The following is a 24,702-nucleotide window of genomic DNA, read 5'->3' on the forward strand; positions in this document are numbered from 1 at the left end:
GAGGGGACCTCGGGGTAATTGCCGGCGGGCCGGGCGCCGTCTGACTGCGCCCGGCCCACCAGGCGGTCTCAGGAACGCTTGACCAGCACTGGCGGGAAGTAGCTGCCGTCCGCCACCGCGCCTTGAGCGCCGTAGTAGCGGAAGATCAGGCGGTATGGCAGGCCCGGGCGGGTCGGCAGCCAATTGCCCTCCGGTGCATCAGCCGGTTTCTGCGGGCCGAAGTACAGCGTCAGCGAACCATCCGCGCCGTAGGTCAGCTTCGAATGGTTGTTGAGCAGGAAGCGGTTCAGCTCATTGGGCAGCACATGGAAGGTCTTCGAGTCGGTCGCGGTGATCGACCAGAAGTAGTGCACCTGGCTCGCCGGCAACTGCGCCTTCGGGAAGGTCAGGCTGTAGGTCCTGGCACCATCCAGCGGCGCGCCGTCGGCGTCGAGGAAGCCGCGGAAGTAGCTCACCTCATCGCGGGTGTTGGCCCAGATGCCGCCATAGTCGATCAGGGTGCGGGTGACGTAGTTGCTGCCGTAGGTGCCTGTCGCCGGCGGCCGCGCCCAGCCGTTGCGAACCACGCCGCCGCCGATCGTCGGCGAGGCCTTGGCGATGTTGGCATAGGCGAGGGTATGGATCAGGGTGTCGATGCGCTGGCGCTGCTGCGCATTGGCGACCACGGCGGCGACGGCGCGCACCTTGGCCTGGATGTCCGCCATGCCGGGGTTGAGGTCGGTTTCCGCCAAGGCCGCCGGCGCCGTGTCGAAGATCTCCACGCCCGGCAGCATCGGCCAGGCGAAGGGCGCCGTCTGCGGCACCTCGGGAAGCCGTGGTGAGCCGGTTGGTTTCAGGGTGAAGGCATGCTGCAGGCGCTCGGCCTGTTGCGGATCGGCGCCCAGCTCGATACGGGTCAGCACGCGCGCTGAACGGACCGGCAGGTCGATGCGCTTCGTTGCGGCCGGCAGCTTGACCTTCGCCCCCTTCAGGCAGAAGGCGAACGAGCCGTCGCGGTGCTCGGGGTAGGTGCGCTCGTTGACGTTGGCCAGCGTTTCGCCCCAGCCGTTTAGCACCTGCGTGGTGTAGTAGCGGCCCTCGATCTTCGGTACGCCGAGCAGCGTGCAGCTGTGCTCGTCCAGCGCCAGCCAGGCCTCGGAGTAGGCGACGTCGAGGTTGGGATTAGCCCAATCCACCGCGCCGGGCTTGCGGTGCACCAGCTGGTTCCACCCCATGCCTTCGTGCACGTCGAGTTGCTGCTGACGCAGTACCAACGCGCGACCGAGCAGATAGACATAGGCGTCGCTGACATCCTGATCGGCGATGGCTGCGGGCGCTTCGCCGGCGCCAGCCGTGGCACAGGCCGACAACAGCACCCCCGCCGCGATGGCGCTGAGGGCATGTGGTATACGCATGACGCTTTTCTCCAGCAGGAAGGAAAGGGCTAGCGTAGTCCGCCCCTCCCTTCCACCGGCCCCCTTTTTAGTGGGGGGATCAGTCGCGCAGCGATGCCATGTCGATAACGAAGCGGTACTTCACGTCGTTGCGTTCCAGGCGCTCGAATGCCGTGTTGATGTCCTGCATGGCGATCAGTTCGCACATCGGCAGCACCTGGTGCTCGGCGCAGAAGTCCAGCAGCTCCTGGGTCTGATCCAGGCCGCCGATCAGCGAGCCGGAGATCGAGCGGTTGTTCAGCGCCAGCAACGCGCCATGGATCGGCTCCAGCGGCTCCAGCGCACCGACCAGGACCAGCTTGCCGTGGCGGCCAAGCAGCATCAGGTAGGGGTTGACGTTGTGCTTGCGCGGGATGGTGTCGAGGATGAAATCGAAGCGGTTGGCCGCGGCCTTCATCGCCTGCGCGTCGGTGGACAGCAGCACGTGGTGCGCACCCAGCGCCCGCGCATCGTCAGCCTTGCCCGGCGAGGTGGTAATCACCGTGACTTCGGCGCCCAGGGCGACCGCCAGTTTGACCGCCATGTGCCCCAGGCCGCCCAGGCCAACCACCGCGACCCGGTGGCCCTGGCCGATGTTGTGCTCGCTCAGCGGGGTCCACACGGTGATACCGGCGCACAGCAGCGGGCCGGCGAAACGCAGGTCCAGGGCCTCGGGAACCCGCAGGACGAAGGCATCGCGCACCACTATGTGCTGTGCGTAGCCGCCCTGGGTGACCTCGCCGGTGGCGCGGTCGCGGCCATTGTAAGTCGCGGTGATGCCGTGTTCGCAGTGCGGTTCCTCGTGGGACTCGCAGGCGGCGCAGTGCTGGCAGCTGTCCACCATGCAGCCGACCGCCACCCGGTCGCCGATCTTGTAGCGGCTGACCGCGGAGCCGACAGCCGTGACATGGCCGACGATCTCGTGGCCGGGTACACAGGGAAAAACGGTGCTGTTCCAGTCGTTGTGCGCGTAATGCACATCGGTATGGCACACGCCGCAATAGGCGATTTCGATGGCGACGTCGTCGTCGCGCAGGGCACGGCGCTCGATGCGCAGCGGCGCCAGTTCGGCGCGGGCTTCATGGGCGGCATAGGCAAGGCAGTGGGTCATGATCGGTTCTCGATAAATGGAAAAAGGCCAGGGAGCACTGGCCAAGCCCTCGCGCCGCCAGGCAGTCGTTCATGCCGCTGCGGCCACCGGACCGCAGCGGGACGTCCGCCCGCTCCTGGCGTGCGCGAAGGTGAAACCTCATATAGACGGGCGCAGCCAGGGCGCCGGGGTAGTCTTGGGCGCGGCTATCTGGTTGGAGATCCACTTGCCCATGCGCCGCATGGGTTCGATGGAGTCCTGCGGGGCGGCGAATTTCATGGCCGCGGCATAGCCCAGCGAGACGATGCGCTGCGCGCCATACAGCGGCAGTAAGTCCTTCAGTTGGTCCTTGATACTTTCCGGGTAGATGCCAACGGTCTGGGTGTAGGCGTCCACTGCGCCCATCACTTCGTCCAGTTCGTCGACCGGCACCAGGTTGGCGGTGCGGTCGTCGAGCAGCGTCGAGAAGGACACTGGCTCGGGAATCTGCGAGCAGATGATCGCGCCTTCGCCGTCCTTGCCACCGATGACGCGATACCACTCGTCATCCAGGCGCAACGCGTCGACGTGCGCCTTGAGGCCCTGGTCGTAGCGCTTGGGGTGGGTGCTCAGGGTATTGGGCAGCTTGAGCATCGCGTCGTAGACGTAGCTACCGAAGGTATTCAGCCGCTCCAGACCCGCCTCGTCGGTGCCCGACTGCACGTAGACGGTGCGCGCGCAGACGCAGCCCTTCTGGTTGATCGCGCCGATGTCGGAGGCCAGGCGCACCGCCGCTTCGCGCATGCTCGCCTCGCTGGCGAAGGTGTCCTGGCCGATGATGCTTGCGCTGCGCTTGGGGTCTAGGGAGATCAGTTCCAGGCCCGGCTGGATATAGCGGGTGACGTGCTTCATCGAGGCGAAGCCGCCCCAGGCAACGATCTTCTCCAGGTTCTGCGGCTGGTACAGGCGTTGCTCGAAGGCCTCGTCGCCGCCCTTCCAGTAGGCCACGGTCAGGTGCCGGGTCAGCGGGTGGTCCGGCGCCATGTCGATCATGGTGCGGGCGACGGCCAGAGCGGTGAAGGGGTCGTTGGACGGTGCCTTGATGATGGCGTCGCTGCGCAGAACCATGTTGCGGATGATGGTCCACATCGACAGCGCCACTGCGTTGCCGGCAACGATGTGCAGGGTGCGCGCGCCGAAGCAGCGCACTTCCAGTTCGGTGCCGTCGAGCAGGCGCCGCTTCACCCAGCCTTCCAGGTAGTTCACGCCCACCGTGGCTTCCGCCATCTCGCGGATCGACTCGCGGGTCAGCAGGTTGCGCAAGCCCATGTAGGAGCCGCGGACGATGCTCGGGGTGGTCGGCGCGGTCTGGTAGGACAGCTCGCAGGCTTCCTGCAGGTAGCGGTTGCTGGCGAAGTCCAGGCGCTCGCCGAGGGCGACGCAGTAGTCGAGGATGTCCTCGAAGCTCAGGCTGTACAGGTCGGCCAGCTTCGCCGGGTTGCCCAGCGGCAGGCGGTCGATGTAGCGGTGCGCGTCGGGCGTGAGGAAGGTCAGGTCGCCGCCGCGGCCGCCCACTTCGATCAGGTGGTCGGTGATGACTTCGCCACGGATGACCAGGGGCGCGATGGGATGGGTCATGGCTCAGCCCTCCAGGGTGTTGAGGAAGTCCATCGCCTCGCGATGGGACTGCTCGGACGCGGCGCAGGTGATCTTGTCGTCGCCGCAATTCTTCTCGCTGTAGCGCTGGATGGCGCCGACGACGTAGCGGCTCGGGCGGCCACAGGCGCAGGGCGCATCCCACTCGACGGTGACTTCGTCACCGGTAATGAAACCGCCCCAGTGCACGTCAGCGCCCAGGTCGAAGAAGGCCGCGCGGCCAGTCTGGCGCCCCTTGCGCGGCAGCGGCTTGCTGGTTTCGGGGTCGAGCAGGAACGGAATCGCGGTATGCGCGAAGTGGTAGTGGCCGTGCTCGCAACGCAGGTGCGAACCACTGACCACCTCGGACATTGCGTAAGACTCGTACAGCGCCTTCACGCCGGTGAAGCGCATCACCTCCTCGCGCCAGCCCTCGGGCTGGACCACGCCCTTGGCGCCGCCGGTGGTGATGATGTACGACTCGCGGTCGAACACCCCTTCCAATCCGCGCTCCAAGCCCGCCTTGGCCATGTTGTGGAGCAGGTTCCAGGTGCCGCCGATGTACACCCGCTTGCCCTTCAGGCGGGTGGCGATGTCCTCGAAGAAGGTCGCCAGGTGCTGCGGCATCTCGGCCTGCTGACGGTCGAAGGCCTCTTTCTTGGCCAGCATCTCCGGTGCCACCACCAGGCGGTCGAGGGTGCCCTTGGCATGGGCGGCGCGCAGCTTGGCGCCCAGGTGCAGGACATCGCTGGACAAGGTCGAGGGATAGGCCGGATGGAAGTGCGAGGCATCCGGCAGCAGTACGCGGGTGATCGCGGTGACGCCGCGCAGGTGGCTGAGATAGCCCTTGCTATAGTACGGATAGGCCGTGTGCATTTCCGGCTGCGGCGTCTGCAAGCCGCGCATGTTCCAGGCGAACAGCCGGCGCACTTGCGCCGCCTTTTCGAACTCGCGGGCACTGCACGGCAGGAACGACAGGGTGCCGGAGGTGCCGGAGGTATGGCTGATGATCAGCTGCGGCACCTCGCGATCCATGGTCTCGAACCAGTCGTCGAGCCCCTTGCAAGCGCTGACGTCAGCCGCGAGTATCGCCTCGCCGACCTCCGGGGTGACCAGTTTGGCTAGCCATTTGTTGATCGCGGTGAAGTTGTTCTTCTCCAGCAGCGACGGCGGATAGGACTTGAACACGGTGTGCTCGAACAGCAGCGGGACCATGTCGTCGAGTTGCTCGATGCGCTCCACGCCTTCACCTTCGGCGAGCTTCTTCAGCACCGGTATGCGCTCGCGCAGTTCGGCGAAACGGCGCTTGAGGCCGGCGAGCTGGAGCGCGTCGATCTCGGCGCGGGGCATCTGCTCCCAGGTCTGGCGGCAGTGGTTGGCGAGGGCTTCGGGATCGCTGAGCAGCAGCTCCACCCGTTGGTCGATTGTTCTTGTCATGGCGCATAGGTCCTAGATTCACCCGTCCGCGCCAAGGCGCGGAGGACCGGCCGCCCGCCGCGGGCTGCCTTCTTGGTGCAGCCAGTCTAGGGGCGCAAGAGGTTGCGCTGTTCCGGATTCCGGCACCCGAAAATTCATATTAAATATATGTTTTTAAAGGATTTTTTAATCCAACTCGATTTGGCTTCCGAATCTTCCGCGGTGAGCAGCGCATGGAGCATGCGCGCCAGCAGTCGCAGGGTGTCGGCTTCAACCAGGTAGTTCGGTCGCTCGATGACCAGCGCCCGCGGCAGCGCGGTCACCGCGTGGTAGGCCAGGAACCCCGCCTTCTCGCGGTCGCGCACCAGCACCTGCGAGGAGAAACGCCGTACCAGCGCCGGAATCGCCTCGGAGGTCCAGAAGCCTTCCGAGCGCACCATTTCCAGACGCATCAGCTCCGCGTGGTAGGCGGCCTTGACGCTCAGGTCGGAGTCCAGCTGCAGCCAGCGATGCAGGTTGGCGAGGCCGGTCTGCAGGAGCATTTCGATGCCGTCCAGCAGGGTCGCCGAGACCGGCAGCTTCTCCAGGCTGGTGATCACCTCGCGGCGCGCCTCGCGACGGTAGTCCTCGAAGATCGCCGCGACCAGCGATTCGATGGTCGGGAAGTACTCGTAGATGGAGCTGATGGCGACCCCGGCGTGCTCGGCGAGGCGGTGCACGCTGAGCGCCGCCCTGCCCTCGCGTTCGAGAATCTGCCGGCCGGTGAGCATCAGTGCTTCCACCAGAGCCACCGAACGCGCCTGGCGCGGCCGCTTGCGCTGACGTGCCGGCAATTCGACGCATAGCAACGGCTCTTCCGCCGGCGCAGGACCGGGGACGTCCCGCGGCGGCTTGCTGCCGGACTTGCGGGTCATGGTGTTTGGAGCGAGGCGGCGTCACCCAGCAGCGACTGGGCGATCAGTCGCTGGTGCCATTCGGTGCTGCCTTCGCAAAGCGGCAACGCGATGGCTTCCCGCGCCAGGCGCTCCACGTCGAAGGCCCTGGCCAGGCCATCGGCACCGTGCAATTGCACGGCGTCGCGGCAGACCCGCACGGCCATCTCCCCGGCGTACCACTTCGCCATGGCAACCTGCAGGTCGCAGGCCTGGCCGTCATCCAGCAGCTCATAGGCGCGTAGGCAGAGCAGCCGCGCCGCGTCCACCAGCGTAGCCATCTGAGCCAGCGGCGCCGCCAAAGTCATTGAGGCGTCCTCGCGGCGTCCGGCGCACTCCAGACATAGATCCAGCGCCGCGCGCATCAGGCCGACGCCAAGCAGGCCGGTGTCGATGCGTGCCGCCGTCAGCGCCCGCAGGCTGTCCCGCAGCTCGGCGCCCAGCAACTGGCTGGCCGGCACCCGCGTGCCGCTAAAGCAAATTTGCGCAGTGGAATGCGAGTTCAACGCGATCCGCTCGCTGTTGCGCGCCACGAACCCGTGGGCACGGCGCTCCACCAGCAGGTGAATGCAGCTGCCGTCCTCGATACGAGCCGCAAGCACGACAAAGTCGGCGTAGCGCCCATTGGCCACCCAGGCCTGCTCACCATCGAGGACGAACTCGTCGCCTTCCCGGCGAGCGGTCACCGTGCCAGCAGTCTCCGCCTCATCGAGGCAGAAGGCGCCGAAGCCCCGTCCGCTGAGGATGTCGGGCAGATATCGCTCACCGGCTGCCGCCTGTTGAGGCGGCAGTGCGGCCAGGAAAGCGGCGATGGCCTTGTTGGTCTTCACGCACAAGGCGACGTCCGCCGAAACCCTGGCCAGCTCCTCGAAGAGCATCGCCTCAGTATGCCGCGCCAGGCCCAGGCCGCCCTGCTCCTCGCTGAGGCTGGCGCCGGGCAGTCCGAACTCGGCAAGACCCTGGGTCAGCTCGCGCATATGCCCCTTGGGGATCGGCCGATCACGGGATTCCCGGACCACCGGCAGCACCTCGCGCTGGAGGAAGGTGCGAAAGCTCGCTACCGCCAGGCGCTGTGCGTCGTTCGGCATGTCGTTGTGCATGTCCTTTCTCCCATCCCCGTTATACCGGAGCCACTCGTAGTAGCGGCGATCGTGCAAGCCTATGCCGCGCGCGCGGCAGAGCGCCTCCCCCCACGGGGAGGGGTAAGCCTTATGCCAGGTTGCGCGAGATGATGAGCTTCTGGATGTGGCTGGTGCCTTCATAGATCTTGGTCACCCGCACATCGCGGCAGTAGCGCTCCACCGGGAAATCGGCGAGGTAGCCATAGCCGCCGTGGACCTGCAGCGCGTCGGAGCACACCTGCTCGGCCATCTCGCTGGCGAACAGCTTGGCCATCGAGGCCTCCTTGGCGCATGGCACCTCGGCCTCGCACAGGCGCGCGGCGTGCAGTAGGAACTGGCGCGAAAGCTCCACGCGGGTCGCCATGTCAGCCAGGTCGAAGGCCACGCCTTGCAGCTGGATGATTGGCGCGCCGTAGGCTTCACGCTCCTTGGCGTACTTCACCGCGGCATCCAGCGCGGCTCGGGCCGTACCGGTAGCCACTGCGGCGATGGCCACGCGCCCTTCGGACAGCGAACCCATCACGGCGCGGTAGCCGCTGCCCTCCTCGCCCAGCAGGTTATTGGCCGGGATCCGGCAGTCGTCCAGCTGGATCTGCGCAACGTGCGCCGAGCGCTGGCCCATCTTGTGCTCCACGCAGGCCACCACGTAGCCAGGATGCTCCTGCGGGTCGACGATCAGCAGGCTGCTGCCGCGCTTGCCGGCATTCTTGTCGGTCACCGCCAGCACCAGGCCGACCCCGGCCTCGCTGCCGTTGGAGATGAATTGCTTGCTGCCGTTGAGCACGTAGCTGTCGCCGTCGCGGCGCGCGCTGGTCCGGAAAGCGCCGGTGTCCGAGCCGGCATGCGGCTCGCTGAGCAGGAAGGCGCCGATGCGGCTGCCGTCGGCGATGCCCGGCAGGTATTTGCGCTTCTGTTCCTCGTTACCCAGGCGGGCGATGGCCATGCCCACCGAGTTGTGCACGTGGATCAGGGTGGCGAAGCCGGTGTCGGCGGCAGCGAATTCCTCGATGGCCAGGCAGTACTCGACGAAGCTGGTGCCCGAGCCGCCGTACTCTTCGGGCACCAGCATGCCCAGGAAGCCCAGCTCGGCCACGGCTTGCAGTTCGGCGCGCGGCCAGGCGGCGGTGCGGTCGCGCTCGGCGGCGGTGGGTGCCACCACTTCGGCGGCGACCTTGCGCGCCGAGTCGCGGATCAGCAGTTCCAGTTCGCTCAGGAAGACAGCGGATGTATCGGTCATGGTGCTTACCTCGAAATCAGCGTGAATCGTCAGGAATGCCGGCGCGCAACGGTGCCGCCGGCAGGATGGTCAAACGCAACGGGCTATCGGTTGATCGTGCCGTTCAGCCTGCACCGGCGAGGCCGCGACGCGGCGGCCGGGCTCGCCGCGGCCGCGCAGCAGGAAGTGCGAGAGCGCGGGGATCAGAACCAGGGCGCCGAGCATGTTCCAGACGAACATGAAGGTCAGCAGGATGCCCATGTCGGCCTGGAACTTGATCGGCGACCAGGCCCAGGTGACGACACCGGCGGCCAGGGTGACGCCGACCAGCGCCACCACCTTGCCGGTGAAGCGCAGGGCTTCGCGGTAGGCTTCGGCCAGGCTCGCACCGTTACGCTGGCTGGCCAGCTGGATGCTCAGCAGGTAGAGCGCGTAGTCGACGCCAATGCCGACGCCCAGCGCGATCACCGGTAGGGTGGCGACTTTCACGCCGATGCCCAGCAGTACCATCAGCGCCTCGCAAAGCACCGATGTGATCACCAGCGGCACGACCGCGACTATCACCGCGCGCCAGCTGCGGAAGGTGATGAAGCACAGCACCACCACGGCCGCGTAGACGTACAGCAACATGCTGAAGTTGGCCTTCTCCACCACGATGTTGGTCGCCGCCTCTATGCCGGCGGTGCCGGCAGCGAGAAGGAACTGGCGCTCCGGCGTGCTGTGCTCGTCGGCGAAGCGCGAGGCCGCATCGACCACCCGCTCCAGGGTGTCGGCCTTGTGGTCGGCGAGGTAGGCCACCACCGGCATGATCGAGCACTCAGTGTTGAACAGCTCGGGGTTGGTGGTGCTCGCGGTACGCGCTGCGTAGTTGAGCACGTCCTGGTTCGGCGACAGGGTCAGCCACTTGTTGCTGCCCTCGTAGGAGCCGGCGGTGATCTTGCGCACGGCGTCGGCCAGCGACACGGTGCTCTGCACGCCCGGCACCTGCTGCAGGGTCCAGCCCAGACGGTCGACCTCGATCAGCGTCCTGTAGTCCAGGCAGCCCTCGGCGGGCGTCTTGACGATCACCGCGAACTGGTCGCTGGAGAGTGTGTACTTGCCGGTGATGTAGGCGTTGTCCAGGTTGTAGCGCGAATGCGGGCGCAACTCGGAAGCGCCGGCGTCCAGGTCGCCGATCTTCAGGTGCGTGCTCACCGCGAAGCCGCCCGCCGCCAGCACGGCCGCACCGGCCAGCAGCAGCGTGGCCCAGCGCCGCTCGGTTAAGCGCTCCAGCAGTGTCCAGACACCGCCGATCTCGCGCTGCTCGGCACGCAGGCTGCGTGCGGCGGCGTGGGGGCTGACGCCGGTGTAGGACAACATCACCGGCAGCAGGATCAGGTTGGTGAACACCAGCAGCGCGACGCCGATGGACGCGGTGATCGCCAGGTCCTTGATCACCGGAATATCGATCAGCATGAGCACGGCGAAGCCCACGGCGTCGGCGGCCAGCGCGGTTAGACCGGCAAGGAACAGGCGGCGGAACGTATAGCGCGCCGCCACCAGGCGGTGAGTGCCGCGACCGATGTCCTGCATGATGCCGTTCATCTTCTGCGCGCCGTGCGACACGCCGATGGCGAAGACCAGGAACGGCACCAGGATCGAATACGGGTCCAGCTCGTAGCCCAGCAGCGCGATCAGCCCCAGCTGCCAGAGCACCGCGGCGCACGAGCAGCCCAGCACCAGCAGCGTGCTGCGCAGGCAGCGGGTCCAGGCGAAGATGATCGCCGCGGCGATGGCCGCAGCCACAGCGAAGTAGAGGATCATCTGGCTGAGGCCGTCGAGCAGGTCGCCGACTACCTTGGAGAAGCCGACAATGTGCACCTGGATGTCGGCGCTGCCTTGGGCGCCGGCGTACTTGGCGCGAATCGCTTCGAGGCGCTTGGACAGTTCCCAGTAGTCGATGGCCTTGCCGCTCTCGGCATCCCTGTCCAGCAGCGGGACGAACACCATGCTCGAGCGGTAGTCGCTGCCGATCAAGTTACCCAGCAGCTGCGCGCGGCCTATGTTCTGCCGCAGTTGCTCGATGTTGGCGGGCGAGCCGGAATAGTTGTCCGGCATCACCGGGCCGCCGGCGAACCCCTCTTCGGTGACCTCGTTCCAGCGCACCACCGGCATCCACAACGATTTCACGTTGGCACGGTCGACGCCCGGGGTTAGGAAAAGGTCGTCATTTATGTGCTTGAGCACCTGCAGGTAAGCCGGGTCGAAGATGTCGCCCTTGCGATTCTCGACCACCACCCGCACCGCGTTTCCCAGACCCTTGAGCTCGTCGCGGTTGGCCAGGAAGTTGCGGATGTACGGCTGGTTGTGCGGGATGGTCTTCTCGAAGGCGGCATTGAGCGTCAGCCCGCGCGTCTGCCAGCCGAGCAGCCCGCTGACGAGCACGCAAAGCAGCACGACCAGCAGTCGATTGTTGAAGATCAGGCGCTCCAGGCGGCTGCCCGAAGCGTGGTCGAAATCCCGCAGGTCGCTGATGCTCAGCAGCTTGTCGGTGGAATTGGTCGCAGTCATCACGTTACCCCGAATACCTTTGTTCTCACTGCGCGCGCTCCAGGCGCACACCACCGATGCCAGCCAACGCGACGCCCGCCTGCGGCGCCGGCGCCACCGCGAAGTTCGGTGCGACGCGGGCCAGCTTCACGCGCTGGAAGGTTGCCCCGCCATCGCGGGAGTGCAGCAGTTCGCCGGCCTGGCTGGCCAGCACGATGGTGCCGTCGGCGAGCACCGCGCCGCTGGTGAGGCCGGCGTCGGTGCCGGTCTCGACCTTGTGCCAGCTAGCACCGCCGTCGATGCTGCGGTAGGCGTTGCCGCGCAAGCCGTAGACCAGCACCGCATCGGCACTGCCGACCAGGCCGAAGAGCGTGCCCTGGTAGGGAAACTCCAGCGGTAGGAAGCGTTGCGTCGTGGCGTCGAACTTCAGCACTAGGCCCTGCTCGCCGACCACGAACAGCGTGCCCATCGCCGGGCGCATGGCGTACAGGTGCATGCCGCGAGGGTTGGAGACGTACTCTAGCCAAGGCGTCCAGTGCTGGCCGCCATCGCTTGTGCGCAGGATCAGGTTGAAGGCGCCTAGGGCATAGCCGTTGCGCTCGTCCTCGAACCACACGTCGAGCAGCGGCTTGTCGGCGCCCTGCGCCACGGCGGCCTCGGCGTCACGCTGCAGGCGCGCGGCCTCCGGATCGGCGGGATCGGCTGGGTGGCCGTACTGGCGCATCAGCAGATCGGCGATCTGAGGACCGTCCAGCTGCCGGCTCCAGGTGCGGCCGCCATCGTCGCTGTGCAGGATCACGCCCTCGTGGCCTACCGCCCAGCCTTGGCTGGCACTGGGAAAGGCCAGCGCGGTCAGGTCCGAGCTCACCGGCACCTGTGCCTGGGTCCAGTGTTGGCCGTCGTCCGAATACAGGATGTGGCCACGCTGACCGGCGGCGACCAGGCGCTGGCCGGCCAGCACCAGGGCGTTGAGCGGTACGCGAGCGGCCAGCGGCGACTGCACGGCCGGCTGCGCCAGCGGCGGAACGAAGGTCGGCTGCGCCTGCACCTGGCCTGCCAGGACGGCCAGGACGGCCAGGCCGAGCGCCAGCGGCGCCGCGAAAGTGATTCTGAACATCGATTGCCCTCACATCGAATTCGCCTCGGCTGCCGGCCCGCTCATGGCAGGACGGCGGGAATGCCGAGGTTGGCAATAGCGAAAGGAGGCGTGTCCGCCTCCTTCACCATCCGGGCGCGGCGCGTGGCGACGAAAGGCTTGTGTCGCCACGCGGCCCGGGCCAGCGCTTAGATGCTGGTCTTGAAGGTGAAGTAGACGGCGCCGCGGTCCTCGAGCAGCGCCTGGCTGCCGTTGGGGGTGAGCGCCGCACCGCTGGCGTTCTTCGAGTAGTCGCCGAAGTAGTCGACGTACTTCAGGTCGAAGCGGTAGCGGCTGTACAGGTCCAGGCCCAGGCCCGCGGCGTAGCTGCCGGCGTCCTCGCTGCCGCCCAGGGCGACTGCCGAGTTGCCGTTCAGACCTACCGAGTAGCTGACCGGCATCGACAGGTCGCCGCCGGGGAACACCTGGTACCAGGTTGGCGTGAAGTTCACCGCCATGGTGTAGGCGTTGCGGTCGACGGCATCGATGTTGGTGGACACCGAACGGTACTTCGAGCTGCCCTTGAACAGGTTCATAGGGTCGGAGTTCACCGAGACCCAGTGGCTCCAGGTCAGTTCGGTGGCCCAGGTCGCGGAATCGAACAGCGGGTTGGAACTGATCGAGCCGAGGGCGTTGACCACACCGTGCAGGGTGTCACCACGGGCGCCGAGGATGTCGCCGTCGTCCGGCAGTGCCTTGGCGGAAGTGACCACCGCCGCACTGCTGGCCAGCGGCATGTTGTGACGGTAGTTCAGGTCCGCGCCGAAGCTGATGCCGGCCACCTCTTTCGACAGGCTGATGCCGTACATGTCGATGTCCGAGGCGTAGTTCATGAAGTACTGCGGCTGCTTGGCCTGCAGCAGAATGACCTGCGGGACGGTGTCGGAGAAGTTGCGTACGTAGAAGCCGAGAGTGCCGTCGAGCCATTCCGGGCTCCAGCGCGCCATCAGGCCCCAGTCGCCGACATCCTTGGGCTCGATGTCGTCGCCATGCGTGGCACGCAGTTTCGGGCTGAGGATGTAGGACTCGCCGCCCTGCAGATAGATGTCGGAGAAGCCCAGGTAGGAACCCGACTCCGGCACGCGCGTGGGGCGCCATTCGAGGAAATACTGCGCACCGAAGGACCACTCGGGCGTGGCCTGGAACTGCGCCGAAAGCTGCGTGCGCGGGATGTACAGTTCCTTCGCCTCGATACCCGGCAGGGCCAGCGCCTTGCCCTGGTCGAGCGGGGCCTGGCCATAGGAAATGCCATTGATCGCGCCGCTGCCCAGCAACGACTCGCCCCAGTTCACGGTATGCCGACCGGCACGCAGCTGCAGCGGCGAGTCACCCAGGTTGAAGGTGCCGAAGACGAAGGCGTCGAGGATCTCGCCCGACGGACCTTCGTAGTAGCGGTTGGCGTAGCGGCTCAGGCCCAGGGCCGGCTTGCCGTCGCTGCCCAGGTGGTTCGACGTCGCCAGGCTGTCGTTGTCCAGCCCACCGGAATAGGCGTCGTCGTACCAGAGCGCGGCACTCATGCGGGCACCGTACTTGTCCTTGTAGACCAGGTCGGACTCGCTGAGGATGTCCAGGCGGTTGTTGACGATGCTGTTCTTCTTGAAGTTGCGATCGCCGTCGTCGTAGTTCGGGTTCTTCAGGATCGGAGTGCTCTGGTTCTCGACCCGCTTGCCCAGGTTGTAGCGGAAGGTGTTGTCGAAGCGTAGCTTCAGATCGTCGTTACCGGTGTCGATCTCGACGGCATGCGCGGTGCTCCAACCCATTGCGCACACCATCAGGATGCTCGTGCTCAGCTTGTGTGGAACGGGTCGACTCTGCTTCATCTTGTTCTTCTTGTTCGCCATGTTTTCCTCTCTCCCCTCGATTAACCAAGGCTCGGGCCGACGGCACCGAACCAGGAAGAAGCTCAATCAGTGATCGAGTGGGGCAAGGGTGCAGCGACGACCCGATTCTCTCCCCCCTATTAAATGGGGGCGTCCCCCCCTCCCTACCGGGCGAAACTCGTCACATGGCCGGCTTGCCAGCCCGCTTTGGAGGATCCGCAATGAACAAAGAGTTCGCCCCGCTTGCCGCCGATGACGCACTGTGCTTTCCCTGTGGCAGCCCGCCCGCCATCGGCGAGTGGTGTGAGGTGGCTCCGGGCGTGCACTGGACCTGCATGCCGCTGCCAATCTACGTTCCGACCATCAATCTGTGGCTGCTCGAAGACGGCCCTGGCGTCGCCGTGGTGGACACCGGAATCAACAGCAACGACACCCGCCAGGCCTGGGAGCGATTGTTCGACGGAGTACTACGTGGCAGGCCGGTGACTCGCGTGCTAGGAACGCATATGCACCTAGATCACATCGGTCTGGCTGGCTGGCTTGGCGAGCGCTTCGCCTGCCGTCTATGGATGACGCGCCTGGAGTACCTGCAATGCCGGATGCTTGCAGGCGATAGCGGCCGCGGCCCCTCCAAGGAAACCCAGGCGTTCCTCCAGCGCGCCGGCTGGAGCGAAGCCGCGCTTGCGCTGAACCGGGAGCGCGCCAACACTTTCGGCCATATGCTCTGGCCGCTTCCGGAGAGCTTCCGCCGCGTGAGCGATGGCGAGCGCCTGCGTATTGGTGAGCACGAATGGGAAGTCGTGGTTGGGGCAGGCCATTCGCCGGAACACGCTTGTCTTTACGAAGCCAAACGCAAGCTGCTGATATCCGGCGACCAAGTGCTGCCGCAGATCTCCTCCAATATTTCGGTACATCCCGGCGAGCCGGATGCCGACCCCATCAGCGATTGGCTCGATTCGCTGGCCATGCTGCGCGAACGCGTCAGCGACGAGGTGCTGGTGCTACCGGCACATGGCGAACCCTTCCGCGGCCTGCATGCGCGCCTGGCCCAGCTGGAGTCCAGCCTGCAACGCGCACTCGATCGGGTGCGTCGAGGACTGGATCGTCCAAGGCGAGTGGTAGATGTCTTCGAGCTGCTCTTCGCCCGGCAGATCCCAGCCAACGACATCGGCCTGATGGGCCTGGCCACCGGCGAAAGCCTCGCGCATCTGAATCACCTGCAGCAGCGCGGCGAACTATGTACGGAAACCGATCAGCACGGCGTCGTCTGGTATCGATTGACTCCCCGGGTCACCGAATCGCTGGTTCGAGATAACGAACAAGGATGAGCAACCCCGCCCCCGGGTCTCTCGACACCTGTGCCTACGCCCAGGCGATCCCGACGCGCGGCCCGATGACGATGCCACCGGCATTGCTCCAGGCGGTAGGGAAACTGTCTGCTGCAATAGAGCCTATCTAGGCCAACGAAAACGGCGCCTCGCGGCGCCGTCCGGGCGAAACAGCCAGCCCCCAGAACATCGGGATACAGGCCATTCAGGCCTGTGTCAGCGGGTGCCGCACTGGATATCGAGGGTCAGCGCGTTCAGGTAGGGGTTCTCGGCCACGTGACGGACCAACGCGGCGAACTCGCTCGGCTGCCCCATGCGCCGCGGGAACAGCAGGCTGCTGACAATGCTCTCGGAGACCTTCGCCGGCATACCGGCCGACATGCCGGACTCGAACAGCCCCGGCGCCAACGTCACCACGCGGATGCCGTGCTCGGCCAGGTCGCGGGCGATCGGAAGGGTCATGCCGATCACCCCGGCCTTGCTCGCACTGTAGGCCGCCTGGCCCATCTGCCCTTCGCGGGCAGCGCCGGAGGCGGTGTTGATGATCACCCCACGCTCGCCAGTGTCCTCGGGCTGGTTGGCGGTCATCGCCAGGGCAGCGTAGCGAATGATGTTGAAGGTGCCGGTCAAATTGACCGCCAGCACGCGGTTCCACAGGTCGCTGGGGAACGGCTGGCCCTTGGAGAGGGTTTTGCACGGGCCGAGGATGCCGGCGCAATTGACCGCGACATGGATGGCGCCAAGCTCGGCGACCACGGTGTCGATCGCCGACTTGACGCTCTCCTCGCTGGAAACGTCCACACCGATGCCGCGGACGCCCTCTCCCAGCGCCTCGTTCAGGCGAGCTTGGTCGAGATCCAGGCCCACCACACGTGCACCTGCAGTGGCCAACGCCCTGCAGGTGGCCAGCCCGAGCCCGGAAGCAGCCCCAGTGACGATCGCTACCTTGTTGTCCAGCTTCATGCGCTTGTTTCTCCTACGCTTACCCATTGAATGGGCGCCCAATGGGCGCGGATCATCGAGCATAAGCAGGGTGTTTTCGGCGTGTCCCCTCCCCTTGCGGACGCCTGTCAACGCCTCGGAAGTGCGCTGTATTAGAGGTTCTTGACGCATTTTTGGCACTCCAGTACGGTCACTCGAATAGCCGTTTTCATGCCTGCCCGCGAATGCCGCCGAGTTCCGTTCGCGCTCCCGGCCACTAGTATTTCCAGGGAAAAAATGACAATTAATCCCGCCCGCCACCTGGCTTCGACCAAGTTTTCGCCGCCGCGCATCGGTACCAAGCACGTGCCGCGCAACAACTTGATCGCTCAGCTGGACCAGATGCACGAATGCCGGCTCGCGCTGATCACCGGCGCCGCCGGCTACGGCAAGACGACCCTGCTCGCGCAATGGCGTCAGGACCGCCTGAAGGCCGGCGCGGAAGTCGCCTGGATATCGCTGACGAGCGACGACAAGGGCTATGCTCCGTTCTGCACGGCGCTCATCGAGGCCCTGCGCCGCCTGGGCATCGCCCTGGACTTCGACCTGCTGCAGGAGGACGGCACGGCCTCGGCAATGGACGCCATGGTCGCCGCCGTTGTCGAGGGCGCGGAAAACCTGTCGAAGGAGCTCTACCTGATCCTCGACGACTACCACCACGTCGAGGTACCGCTGGCCCACAAGCTGATCCAGAAACTGCTCGACCATGGGCCGGGCAACCTGCACCTGGTGATCGCCTCTCGGGTAGCACCGCCGCTGAGCCTGTCGCGGCTGCGGGTGATGCAGCAGGTTGTGGAGATCGAGAGTGTCACCCTGCCGTTCGACGCCACCGAAACCCGCGCCTTCATCGAGGAGAACCTGGGGCGAGACAAGCTCAACGCCGACGAACTGAGTCTGATCCATGAGCTGACCAGCGGCTGGCCGTCCTGCCTGCAGCTAATCGTGATCATGCTGAAGAACCGCCCGGACTCTCGCTCCATCCTCCACGACTTGGTCTGGCGTTCCAGCGACCTGCAGACCTACCTTAGCGAGGAAGTGGTGGAGCACTTACCGGCCGAACTCGTTGCGTTCGCCGAGGCGCTTTCGATCTTCCGCCGCTTCAACGCCCCCATGGCCAAAGCGGTCACTGACAGCGAAGAGGCCGGCGGGCTGATCAAGCGCATGGAAGACGAAAACCTGCTGATCTACCGGGTCGACTCGGATGATCGCCTGCCCTGGTACCGCTTCCACCCGCTGTTCGGCGAATTTCTCACCAGCCGCCTGGCACGCCACGGTGGCGACCTGCAGCAGTTGCACCGGCGCGGCGCGCGCTGGTTTGCCGAGCATCGCTGCCTGACCGAGGCGCTACGCCACGCCAGCCTGGGCGAGGACATCGACTTCGCCACCCAGGTCATTGAGCGTTCCGCGCCAGCCACCTGGAGCCTGGAATACCTGAGCCCGACGCTGCACTTGCTGGAGCGCCTGCCAGAGGACGTGCTGTTCCGCCACCAGCGCCTGCTCTTCCTTGCCTGCCTGACTGTGTCACTGACATCCCGTCCGGCGCGGGCGAAGGCCTGGCTGCAGCATCTACAGAACAGCGACCTGCAAGCCCATCCGGACATCGCCAGCGGCCTCCCGCTGATTCGTGGCGCAATCGCCGTGCAGGACGACGACACCGAACTGGCCATTGAAGTGCTCGAACCGGTACGCGATGCCAGCCTGGAAAACCCATTCCTGCGCTATGTGCTGCTGCTCGCCCTGACGGTCGCCTACACAGCCGCCGGGCGCTACGCCGATGCCCGCCGCCTGCACGACCAATACCCCATTCCGCCGGAGGACCGCGGTAACGACACGGCGATGGTTGCCGAGTTCACCAACACCACCAACCTGATCGCCGCCGGCTATGTCCGCGAGTTCGCGACGGTCGCCTCACAGTTGCTCGAACATGCCACCCGCGAGGGCGGCAGCCGCTCCATCTGCGCGAACCTGTGCGCCAGCGCCCTGACCGAGGCTTTCTACGAACTCGACCGCATCGACGACTCCCGCGAGACCATCGCCAACCGTTTCGGCCTGCTGCACTCCTCGGTGCCGGACGTGATAGTGCGCACCAACCTCACCCGCGTCCGCCTCGACTTGTTGCAGAAAGGCACCGAGGCCGCACTGAGCTTCCTCGAACAGCAGATCGCCCATCTGCGCTGCCTCGGCCAGGTCCGCCCTGTGGCCCACCTGGTGGCCGAACAGATTCGCGTACTGCTGCTCAAGGGTAGCCGCAACCGCGCCGGCGAACTGCTGGAAACCCTCGATGACCTGGTGCGCCGGCACGCGAGCGAGCGTGGCGCCCGCGCCGAGTTGCCGGCGATCGCCGCGCTCGCCCGCGCCCGCTACCTGAAGGCAGAGGATTCGACACAGACGCTTGCCCAGCTGCAGATCGTCCGAGCGTATGCGCAAGCGTTCGACCGCGGCCGCCTGCTGACACTCGTCGAGCTGCTCACCGCCTCCGCCCTAGACGACCTCAAGCGTCCAGAGGAAGCAATGCAGCACCTGCGCCAGGCGGTAACCGCCGGACAACGCTTCGGCCTAGTCCGGACCTTCATCGACGAAGGCGCGCTGTCGGAGAAGCTGCTAGCTCGCCTGGTCGAAGAACAGGCCGTCGAGGGCGAAGTGCTGGTCTACGCCGAGGAGCTGCTCGGCAAGCTCAACGATCCGTTCGCCGTCAACGCCAGCCAGCCGCGCACGCGCCGCGTCCAGCCGGCTAAGACCCAGGCGGTGCTGACCAAGCGCGAGATCGAGATCCTCGCCCTGGTGGCCCAGGCCATGTCAAGCAAACGCATCGCACTTACCCTGGACATCACCCTGGAAACGGTGAAGTGGAACCTGCGCAACATCTTCGCCAAGCTTGGCGTCTCCAGCCGCTACGACGCCATGGTCTGGGCGAAGAACCACAACCTAATCGACTAGCGCCGCCTCTCGCCTGCGTCGTGCCATGATGGGTGCGACGCTCCTGATGCCAATACGCCCAACCACGCTCGCATCCCCGTACCCCCACTCCAATCAAATTGCGTCGAGGCTCCTGGCATCCGCTCTGCTGGCGAGCCACACGGCATGACCGTCCGATGAGGGATGAGCCAATAGACGAGGTGGCGAAGCGCAAGAGCATGACCTGGATGGCGCTGGGCCTGTCCCTCTTGTTGCCAACGGCAACGGTACGGTCGGCGTCAGCATCTGGCTGCCTAGCGCGCTTAGCACCCTAGCCGCCGTGCCGGCAGAACCGGGTTGGAGCTTTCTTTTAATCTACTACCACGCAAGTGCCGACATCGGTGCCGACCAGCCTGGAGGGCACCAGCGACCTCTTTGTCGCCTGCACGCTGAAATGGAACCGCGGCGTGCACAACTTCATGGTCTATAGCATGGGCAACTTGCCGGCCGGCGCCTACGACCCAAATCGCCTGGTCAACCTGGGGCTGGGCCATGCCTCACCGGGCGCCGGCGGCGGCTACACCTACTTCAACAAGGACAATGAGCTCTCCTTGGTGGCCGGCCGACCTACAAACGGGAAAACACCGACACGCACTATCAGTGGTCTGTCCCGGGCTGAGTGGACACTGACTTAAGGTGGATAATGTCCACCGCAAGGAGTGTTCATGACCCAGACCAGACGACGTTTTCCCGAATCCTTCAAACGCGAGGCGGTAGACCAGGTGCTTGCCGGTACGCCGCTTCGTCATGTCGCCGAGACGCTGGGCATCGCCGAAAGCCTGTTGGGCAAATGGAAGCGCCAGTACGAGCAGCAAGGTGACGATGCCTTTCCGGGCAATGGCAAGCAGCGGGGCGAGAGCGCGGAGCTGCGTCGCCTACGCCAGCAACTGGCTCAGGTCACCATGGAGCGCGATGTTTTAAAAAAGGCGCTCGCCATCTTCTCGCAGCCCACGAAGTGAAGTTCCGCGCCATCGAGGCGTTGGCCGGTCGCTATCCCGTAGCGCCGATGTGCCGGCTGCTGCAGGTATCCCGCAGCGGTTTCTATGCCTGGCAGCAGCGGCCTCCCTCGGCGAGAGAGATGGCGAATCGGCGTCTGAGCAAGGAGATCCGCACCATCCACCACGAGGTGAATGGGATCTATGGCCATCGCCGAATCAAGGCCGAGTTGGCGGCCATGGGGCATGCGTGTGGTCGACACCGAGTCGCTCGACTGATGCGCGAAGCCGACCTGCGTGTTCGTTCGCGCAAGCGTTGGCGGCAGGTTTCCAGCAGTCGTCATGCTCTGCCGATTGCCCCGAACCACCTGGATCGCCAGTTCGCCTCGGATCGCGCCAATCGGCACTGGGTCTCGGACATGACCTACGTGCGGACGGCCCAAGGCTGGCTGTATCTGGCCGTCGTGCTCGATCTCTATTCACGCGCTGTCGTCGGTTGGGCGATGCACCATCGGATGCAACAGGCCCTGGTGCATGCTGCTCTGGAGATGGCCGTTGCACGCCGACAGCCGAAAGAAGAAGTGCTGCTGCACTCGGATCGTGGCAGCCAATACTGCGCGTACGACTACCAGGCCTTGCTTCGGCGACATCGAATCGTGCCCAGCCATTCACGTCCGGGGAACTGCTGGGACAACGCCGCGATGGAGAGCTTCTTCCGTTCGCTGAAGGCTGAGCGGGTTTACCTAACGCGCTATGCCAGCTACCACGAGGCGAAAACCGACCTGTTCGACTACATCCGCTTTTACAATCACCGTCGCCGCCACTCGACGCTGGGCTATCTCAGTCCGATGGAGTTTGAGCGGCGAAATGCGAGCAGTAACTCTTAACTACCTGTCCACCAGTTTCGGGACAGACCACAGATTTCCTGACCTAACAAAAGGCCTATCCTGGGGGCACTGCTCTTTCTTTCGTGTTCGCTCTGATGTACTTATCTCAATTTTCTATTTATAACTGCATGCTCTTCTACCTGTCTGGGTCGACTAATGCGCCAGAAACGTGATCGCTCAAAAAATGAAAACGTACTGCAATCTGCGATTATCGCCTCACTAATTGCCTATTGCCGCGACAACGGTATTCGGGTCAGTCATCTCGAGTATTATGCCAATCAACAGGGTGAAGGCCTGAATTTGGTTTGTGCTGACTTTCTTGCCACATTGGACGATTCAAGTCTCTTGTTGGCTGAGACTAAGGTGCAATCGGAAGGAAAGTTAATCAGCTTTGATCATGATCAGTTCGTGGATAATCTGACATTTGAGGGATTGGGGTTCCCTATTGTCTATGTCTACAACACCCTCCCGACGATGCCTTACTTCTATAAACCACAACCTTTTGACTATCCGGTGATGACCCTCAAGGCGACCAACTGCTCTCCGCCCTCCCAGCTGGCTGGCGAGGAACCTGACATAGCCAATCACTCCAGCCTGCTCCGCTGGCTAAGAGCTATTCCACGGGGCGGTGATAATACTACAAGATTTGCCGATATTTTTGGCGCAATCCGCTCAGAGGCTTTAATTACTAATGGGGTCATGATGCTGATCTATGGAACCAGCACAGTAACCTATATGGAAGATACTTCTGCGAAGAGTCTGGAACTTCTGATTAACGCATTGACCAGGGAGTCGACAGGAAAGTATCTGAACACCAGTCAGAAGGCCAAGCTCAGGGAGTTTCTCGACGAAGAGGCGGATGCATTCAATCGATGGTCAAACCTGGCAGGCGTTTACACAAGCCCATCGAATGGGCTTGGACAAGACCCTGAATACGACCCTGACAACGAGCCCGATAACGACGGAAACTTAAATAAACGTTCAAAATCGGGTTTTGACTTCAAGTTTTAACTGCTCTGGAGTGGCGTTTGTCGGCAGGTTGAACGCTTTGTTGCGCTTAGCTGTGACGGCATGCTATGCAGTCACCTTGCCATCACGCGGAGAGTGAATATGCCTGCGTTAGTCTCGGAGTTGGTGAATGCAGCGATAGATCCGACGGTTTCTTCGGCTGAACTCCTGCGCCGAGCTTTAGTCGTGACCAGGCGATTGGGCGTCTCAGTGTTGGTGGATTGGATTAACGGCGAGCTGAATGGTTATCACTCTGGCGAGGTGCCGCAGTACCGGCGAGTGAAAGGCCAGTTGGTTGTCGAGAATCCCATACATGGCCCGATTCCCCTTTTTGCTGACCCGGACTTTGTGGACGACTTAACAGACTTTCCTATCCGCCAGTCGCTGCCAGAGTTGATAGAGGTTTCCAAGAGCACCACTGGGATTTTCAGCCATTTCCCCACCAGCGTTGAGCAGCGCCTAATGCGCATGATCGAAGAGAGCAACGGCGTTGCTCTGAGGCCGGCGCTAAAGTTTTCCACCGTACAGATAAACGGGGTTATCGAGAAGGTCCGCAGTCGGGTGCTTGAATGGGCTTTGGATCTTGAGGAAAAAGGCGTGCTCGGTGAGGGCATGACGTTTTCACCGGAGGAGAAGCAGATCGTGCAGCAACAGCATTATCACTTCGGCGATGTCAGTGGATCGCAAATTCAGATCGGAACGAGTGAGTCGAGTCAGCATCAAGCTGGGGGGGATATGACGGCGCTAATGGCGTTGATTAAGCACCTAGCCGGCGTCATTCGAAAAGATGCCATTGACGTCGGCACGCGCACCGAGCTTGAAGCGGAGCTCGCAACGCTACGCGCCCAAGCCGCCTCTCCGAAGCCTAAATGGCCGATCATCAGGGCGACCGCGAGCAGTATCAAATCAGTCCTAGAGAACGCCGCAGGCGGGGCATTGGCCTCGCAAGCGTTGCCGTATCTGGCAGCGTTGATTCGATAGAGCTGGACAACTGTAAGAGCAGCGCCGCCGACCAAGCAAAACATCGCGTCACGGTGGCATTTCTACAGCAGGACTTGGCGGGCGCGCGGCGGCACCGCAATAACTTCAAGGTTGAAGGTGCAAGCAAATGGACAGAAGTGCTGTTGATACCATTCGTGGTTATTTTTATCAGTTCGACCTCTCCATCCTTAGCGTTCTGCAATTGCCCGGTCTGGATGACACGATTGAAATCGAGTGTACGGAAGATATCGATATCCGAACGGCTGACGACGCGACGGCAATGCAGTGTAAGTATTATGCGAAAACGGAATATAATCACTCCGTAATCAAAGATGCTGTTAAGCATATGGCGTCCCATTTTAAGGAAACCCTTTCTGGCGCCAAGCCTGGAATTAATTACTCGATAAAGGGTTACTACTCCTCTGGACAGGAGAAGCTCGATGGTGGAGTTGATCTTGATTTTTTAAAGAAACACTTCTTGACCTACACGAAGGACAAGATCACTCATTATCATCACGAAGAGCTTGGCCTCACTGATGCAGATCTTGAGGTTTTTCTGACACGGCTGAAAATTAATGTGAGAGCTCAGGAGTTCGAGGCTCAGTACGGCGAAGTGCTCCAGTCCCTGAGAGGGATTTTTCAAAGTTCGGCATTTTCGGCCGAGTATTTTTATTACAACAATGCTCTGTCGGTGATCCGAGACTTGTCAATCCAGGCTGCTGCGGCAGATAGGCTGATAAGCAAGAGAGCGTTTCTAGAGCGGATTAACACCGCCGATTTATTATTCAATGAGTGGTTCGTTCAGCGAAAGGGTAAAAAGTATCATTTAGCGGCGCTAAGGCGGCAATACTTTACAGAAGTCAATGTGTCGCCTTTCGAGCGCTTTTTTTTAATCGAAGTAGATCCGGGGTCCTATGTCCGTGGCGACGTAAAGGATTTGGTCCACGAGATATCTAGAAAGTGGTCGAAGCTCTCGGCTCGAGAACCGTCACCTTTCTGCCCTTACGTCTATATCCATGGGATCGTCGATGCTGAGTTGCTGGAGTTGAAGAAAGAGCTGCTTGCTGAGGGCTTCAGGTTCATTGATGGGCACGATTTTCATGGGGCGGAATTTGATTGCCAGTCGATTCTTCAGCAGGCTACCCATGGCAATGGCGTAAGGATTAAGTTCCTGAATACGATTGGGAACCTCGTTGAAGCTGTTGGGGCAATTAGGAAGACTCGCCAGGTTTACCAGTTTCATATAGAGGGTTGTTACTTTGAACTGGAAAATGCTGCGGTCAAACATGTGCGAATACAGATCGAGAAACTCTTAGACGTAAAATCCATTATCTAGCGCAGG

Annotated in this window: 18 protein-coding genes; 7 read left to right on the plus strand and 11 right to left on the minus strand. The window is 63.5% G+C overall.

Translation table 11 applies throughout. From position 1 onward, the window contains the following. Window positions 1-68: 68 nt before the first annotated feature. From IB274_RS22370 to IB274_RS22415, 10 genes are all read right to left on the minus strand, one after another. Window positions 69-1,394: a DUF1214 domain-containing protein gene (locus tag IB274_RS22370; RefSeq protein WP_138212005.1), complete on the minus strand. Its 1,326-nt coding sequence runs from the start codon at window positions 1,392-1,394 to the stop codon at window positions 69-71. A 79-nt stretch (window positions 1,395-1,473) separates the two neighbouring features. Then, window positions 1,474-2,523: an NAD(P)-dependent alcohol dehydrogenase gene (locus IB274_RS22375; protein ID WP_138212004.1), complete on the minus strand. Its 1,050-nt coding sequence runs from the start codon at window positions 2,521-2,523 to the stop codon at window positions 1,474-1,476. Window positions 2,524-2,661: 138 nt separating this feature from the next. Continuing rightward, window positions 2,662-4,119, minus strand: a complete 1,458-nt coding sequence (locus IB274_RS22380; RefSeq protein WP_138212003.1) for an acyl-CoA reductase — start codon at window positions 4,117-4,119, stop codon at window positions 2,662-2,664. Window positions 4,120-4,122: 3 nt separating this feature from the next. Further along, window positions 4,123-5,553 carry a hypothetical protein gene (locus IB274_RS22385; protein ID WP_138212002.1) on the minus strand — a complete coding sequence of 477 codons (1,431 nt, stop codon included), beginning with the start codon at window positions 5,551-5,553 and terminating at the stop codon, window positions 4,123-4,125. A 134-nt stretch (window positions 5,554-5,687) separates the two neighbouring features. Further along, window positions 5,688-6,446, minus strand: a complete 759-nt coding sequence (locus tag IB274_RS22390) for a TetR/AcrR family transcriptional regulator (RefSeq protein WP_138212001.1) — start codon at window positions 6,444-6,446, stop codon at window positions 5,688-5,690. After that, on the minus strand, window positions 6,443-7,564 hold the full coding sequence (locus IB274_RS22395; RefSeq protein WP_138212000.1) for an acyl-CoA dehydrogenase family protein: 1,122 nt from the start codon (window positions 7,562-7,564) through the stop codon (window positions 6,443-6,445). The genes IB274_RS22390 and IB274_RS22395 overlap by 4 nt, the downstream gene beginning before the upstream one ends. Before the next feature lie 109 nt (window positions 7,565-7,673). After that, entirely contained in the window at window positions 7,674-8,822 is a 1,149-nt protein-coding gene (locus IB274_RS22400; RefSeq protein ID WP_138211999.1) for an acyl-CoA dehydrogenase family protein, read from the minus strand. Window positions 8,823-8,891: 69 nt separating this feature from the next. Further along, on the minus strand, window positions 8,892-11,351 hold the full coding sequence (locus IB274_RS22405) for an efflux RND transporter permease subunit (protein ID WP_138211998.1): 2,460 nt from the start codon (window positions 11,349-11,351) through the stop codon (window positions 8,892-8,894). A 25-nt stretch (window positions 11,352-11,376) separates the two neighbouring features. Next, a complete protein-coding gene (locus IB274_RS22410) occupies window positions 11,377-12,447 on the minus strand; it encodes a WD40/YVTN/BNR-like repeat-containing protein (RefSeq protein WP_138211997.1) in 1,071 nt (356 codons plus the stop codon). 167 nt (window positions 12,448-12,614) lie between these two features. Further along, complete coding sequence (locus tag IB274_RS22415; protein WP_138211996.1) at window positions 12,615-14,306, minus strand: DUF1302 domain-containing protein; 1,692 nt, start codon at window positions 14,304-14,306, stop codon at window positions 12,615-12,617. A 200-nt stretch (window positions 14,307-14,506) separates the two neighbouring features. Between IB274_RS22415 and IB274_RS22420 the strand changes: the two genes are divergently transcribed. Next, complete coding sequence (locus tag IB274_RS22420; protein ID WP_138211995.1) at window positions 14,507-15,613, plus strand: MBL fold metallo-hydrolase; 1,107 nt, start codon at window positions 14,507-14,509, stop codon at window positions 15,611-15,613. A gap of 216 nt (window positions 15,614-15,829) precedes the next feature. On the opposite strand, the gene IB274_RS22425 is transcribed toward IB274_RS22420, so the two are convergent. After that, a complete protein-coding gene (locus IB274_RS22425) occupies window positions 15,830-16,576 on the minus strand; it encodes an SDR family NAD(P)-dependent oxidoreductase (RefSeq protein ID WP_138211994.1) in 747 nt (248 codons plus the stop codon). A gap of 255 nt (window positions 16,577-16,831) precedes the next feature. On the opposite strand from IB274_RS22425, the gene IB274_RS22430 reads away from it, so the two are divergent. From IB274_RS22430 to IB274_RS22460, 6 genes are all read left to right on the plus strand, one after another. Beyond that, window positions 16,832-19,531: a LuxR C-terminal-related transcriptional regulator gene (locus IB274_RS22430; RefSeq protein WP_138211993.1), complete on the plus strand. Its 2,700-nt coding sequence runs from the start codon at window positions 16,832-16,834 to the stop codon at window positions 19,529-19,531. Window positions 19,532-19,890: 359 nt separating this feature from the next. After that, entirely contained in the window at window positions 19,891-20,184 is a 294-nt protein-coding gene (locus IB274_RS22435) for a transporter (protein ID WP_242015286.1), read from the plus strand. A gap of 30 nt (window positions 20,185-20,214) precedes the next feature. Further along, window positions 20,215-21,371 (plus strand): IS3 family transposase gene (locus IB274_RS22445; protein WP_412548445.1). Its coding sequence is split into 2 segments (ribosomal slippage): window positions 20,215-20,475 and window positions 20,478-21,371, totalling 1,155 coding nucleotides; the frame shifts between segments, so codons are not numbered across the junction. Between the two features lie 156 nt (window positions 21,372-21,527). After that, a complete protein-coding gene (locus IB274_RS22450; RefSeq protein WP_138216947.1) occupies window positions 21,528-22,382 on the plus strand; it encodes a hypothetical protein in 855 nt (284 codons plus the stop codon). Window positions 22,383-22,481: 99 nt separating this feature from the next. Then, window positions 22,482-23,360 (plus strand): hypothetical protein, encoded by an 879-nt coding sequence (locus tag IB274_RS22455; RefSeq protein ID WP_171039479.1) that lies wholly within the window; start codon window positions 22,482-22,484, stop codon window positions 23,358-23,360. A gap of 127 nt (window positions 23,361-23,487) precedes the next feature. Beyond that, entirely contained in the window at window positions 23,488-24,696 is a 1,209-nt protein-coding gene (locus tag IB274_RS22460) for a DUF4297 family anti-phage-associated protein (protein WP_138216946.1), read from the plus strand. Window positions 24,697-24,702 lie beyond the last annotated feature (6 nt).

It is taken from the genome of Pseudomonas sp. PDM18, assembly GCF_014852585.1.
In the GTDB taxonomy this organism is placed as follows: domain Bacteria; phylum Pseudomonadota; class Gammaproteobacteria; order Pseudomonadales; family Pseudomonadaceae; genus Pseudomonas.

Excerpts from the sequence above, each read along its gene's own strand:
- IB274_RS22420 (WP_138211995.1), top strand. The coding sequence starts at position 14,507 with ATGAACAAAGAGTTCGCCCCGCTTGCCGCCGATGACGCACTGTGCTTT.
- IB274_RS22425 (WP_138211994.1), bottom strand. The coding sequence starts at position 16,576 with ATGAAGCTGGACAACAAGGTAGCGATCGTCACTGGGGCTGCTTCCGGG.
- IB274_RS22460 (WP_138216946.1), top strand. The coding sequence starts at position 23,488 with ATGGACAGAAGTGCTGTTGATACCATTCGTGGTTATTTTTATCAGTTC.
- IB274_RS22455 (WP_171039479.1), top strand. The coding sequence starts at position 22,482 with ATGCCTGCGTTAGTCTCGGAGTTGGTGAATGCAGCGATAGATCCGACG.
- IB274_RS22410 (WP_138211997.1), bottom strand. The coding sequence starts at position 12,447 with ATGTTCAGAATCACTTTCGCGGCGCCGCTGGCGCTCGGCCTGGCCGTC.
- IB274_RS22375 (WP_138212004.1), bottom strand. The coding sequence starts at position 2,523 with ATGACCCACTGCCTTGCCTATGCCGCCCATGAAGCCCGCGCCGAACTG.
- IB274_RS22400 (WP_138211999.1), bottom strand. The coding sequence starts at position 8,822 with ATGACCGATACATCCGCTGTCTTCCTGAGCGAACTGGAACTGCTGATC.
- IB274_RS22390 (WP_138212001.1), bottom strand. The coding sequence starts at position 6,446 with ATGACCCGCAAGTCCGGCAGCAAGCCGCCGCGGGACGTCCCCGGTCCT.
- IB274_RS22450 (WP_138216947.1), top strand. The coding sequence starts at position 21,528 with ATGCGCCAGAAACGTGATCGCTCAAAAAATGAAAACGTACTGCAATCT.
- IB274_RS22380 (WP_138212003.1), bottom strand. The coding sequence starts at position 4,119 with ATGACCCATCCCATCGCGCCCCTGGTCATCCGTGGCGAAGTCATCACC.
- IB274_RS22385 (WP_138212002.1), bottom strand. The coding sequence starts at position 5,553 with ATGACAAGAACAATCGACCAACGGGTGGAGCTGCTGCTCAGCGATCCC.
- IB274_RS22370 (WP_138212005.1), bottom strand. The coding sequence starts at position 1,394 with ATGCGTATACCACATGCCCTCAGCGCCATCGCGGCGGGGGTGCTGTTG.
- IB274_RS22430 (WP_138211993.1), top strand. The coding sequence starts at position 16,832 with ATGACAATTAATCCCGCCCGCCACCTGGCTTCGACCAAGTTTTCGCCG.
- IB274_RS22405 (WP_138211998.1), bottom strand. The coding sequence starts at position 11,351 with ATGACTGCGACCAATTCCACCGACAAGCTGCTGAGCATCAGCGACCTG.
- IB274_RS22395 (WP_138212000.1), bottom strand. The coding sequence starts at position 7,564 with ATGCACAACGACATGCCGAACGACGCACAGCGCCTGGCGGTAGCGAGC.
- IB274_RS22415 (WP_138211996.1), bottom strand. The coding sequence starts at position 14,306 with ATGGCGAACAAGAAGAACAAGATGAAGCAGAGTCGACCCGTTCCACAC.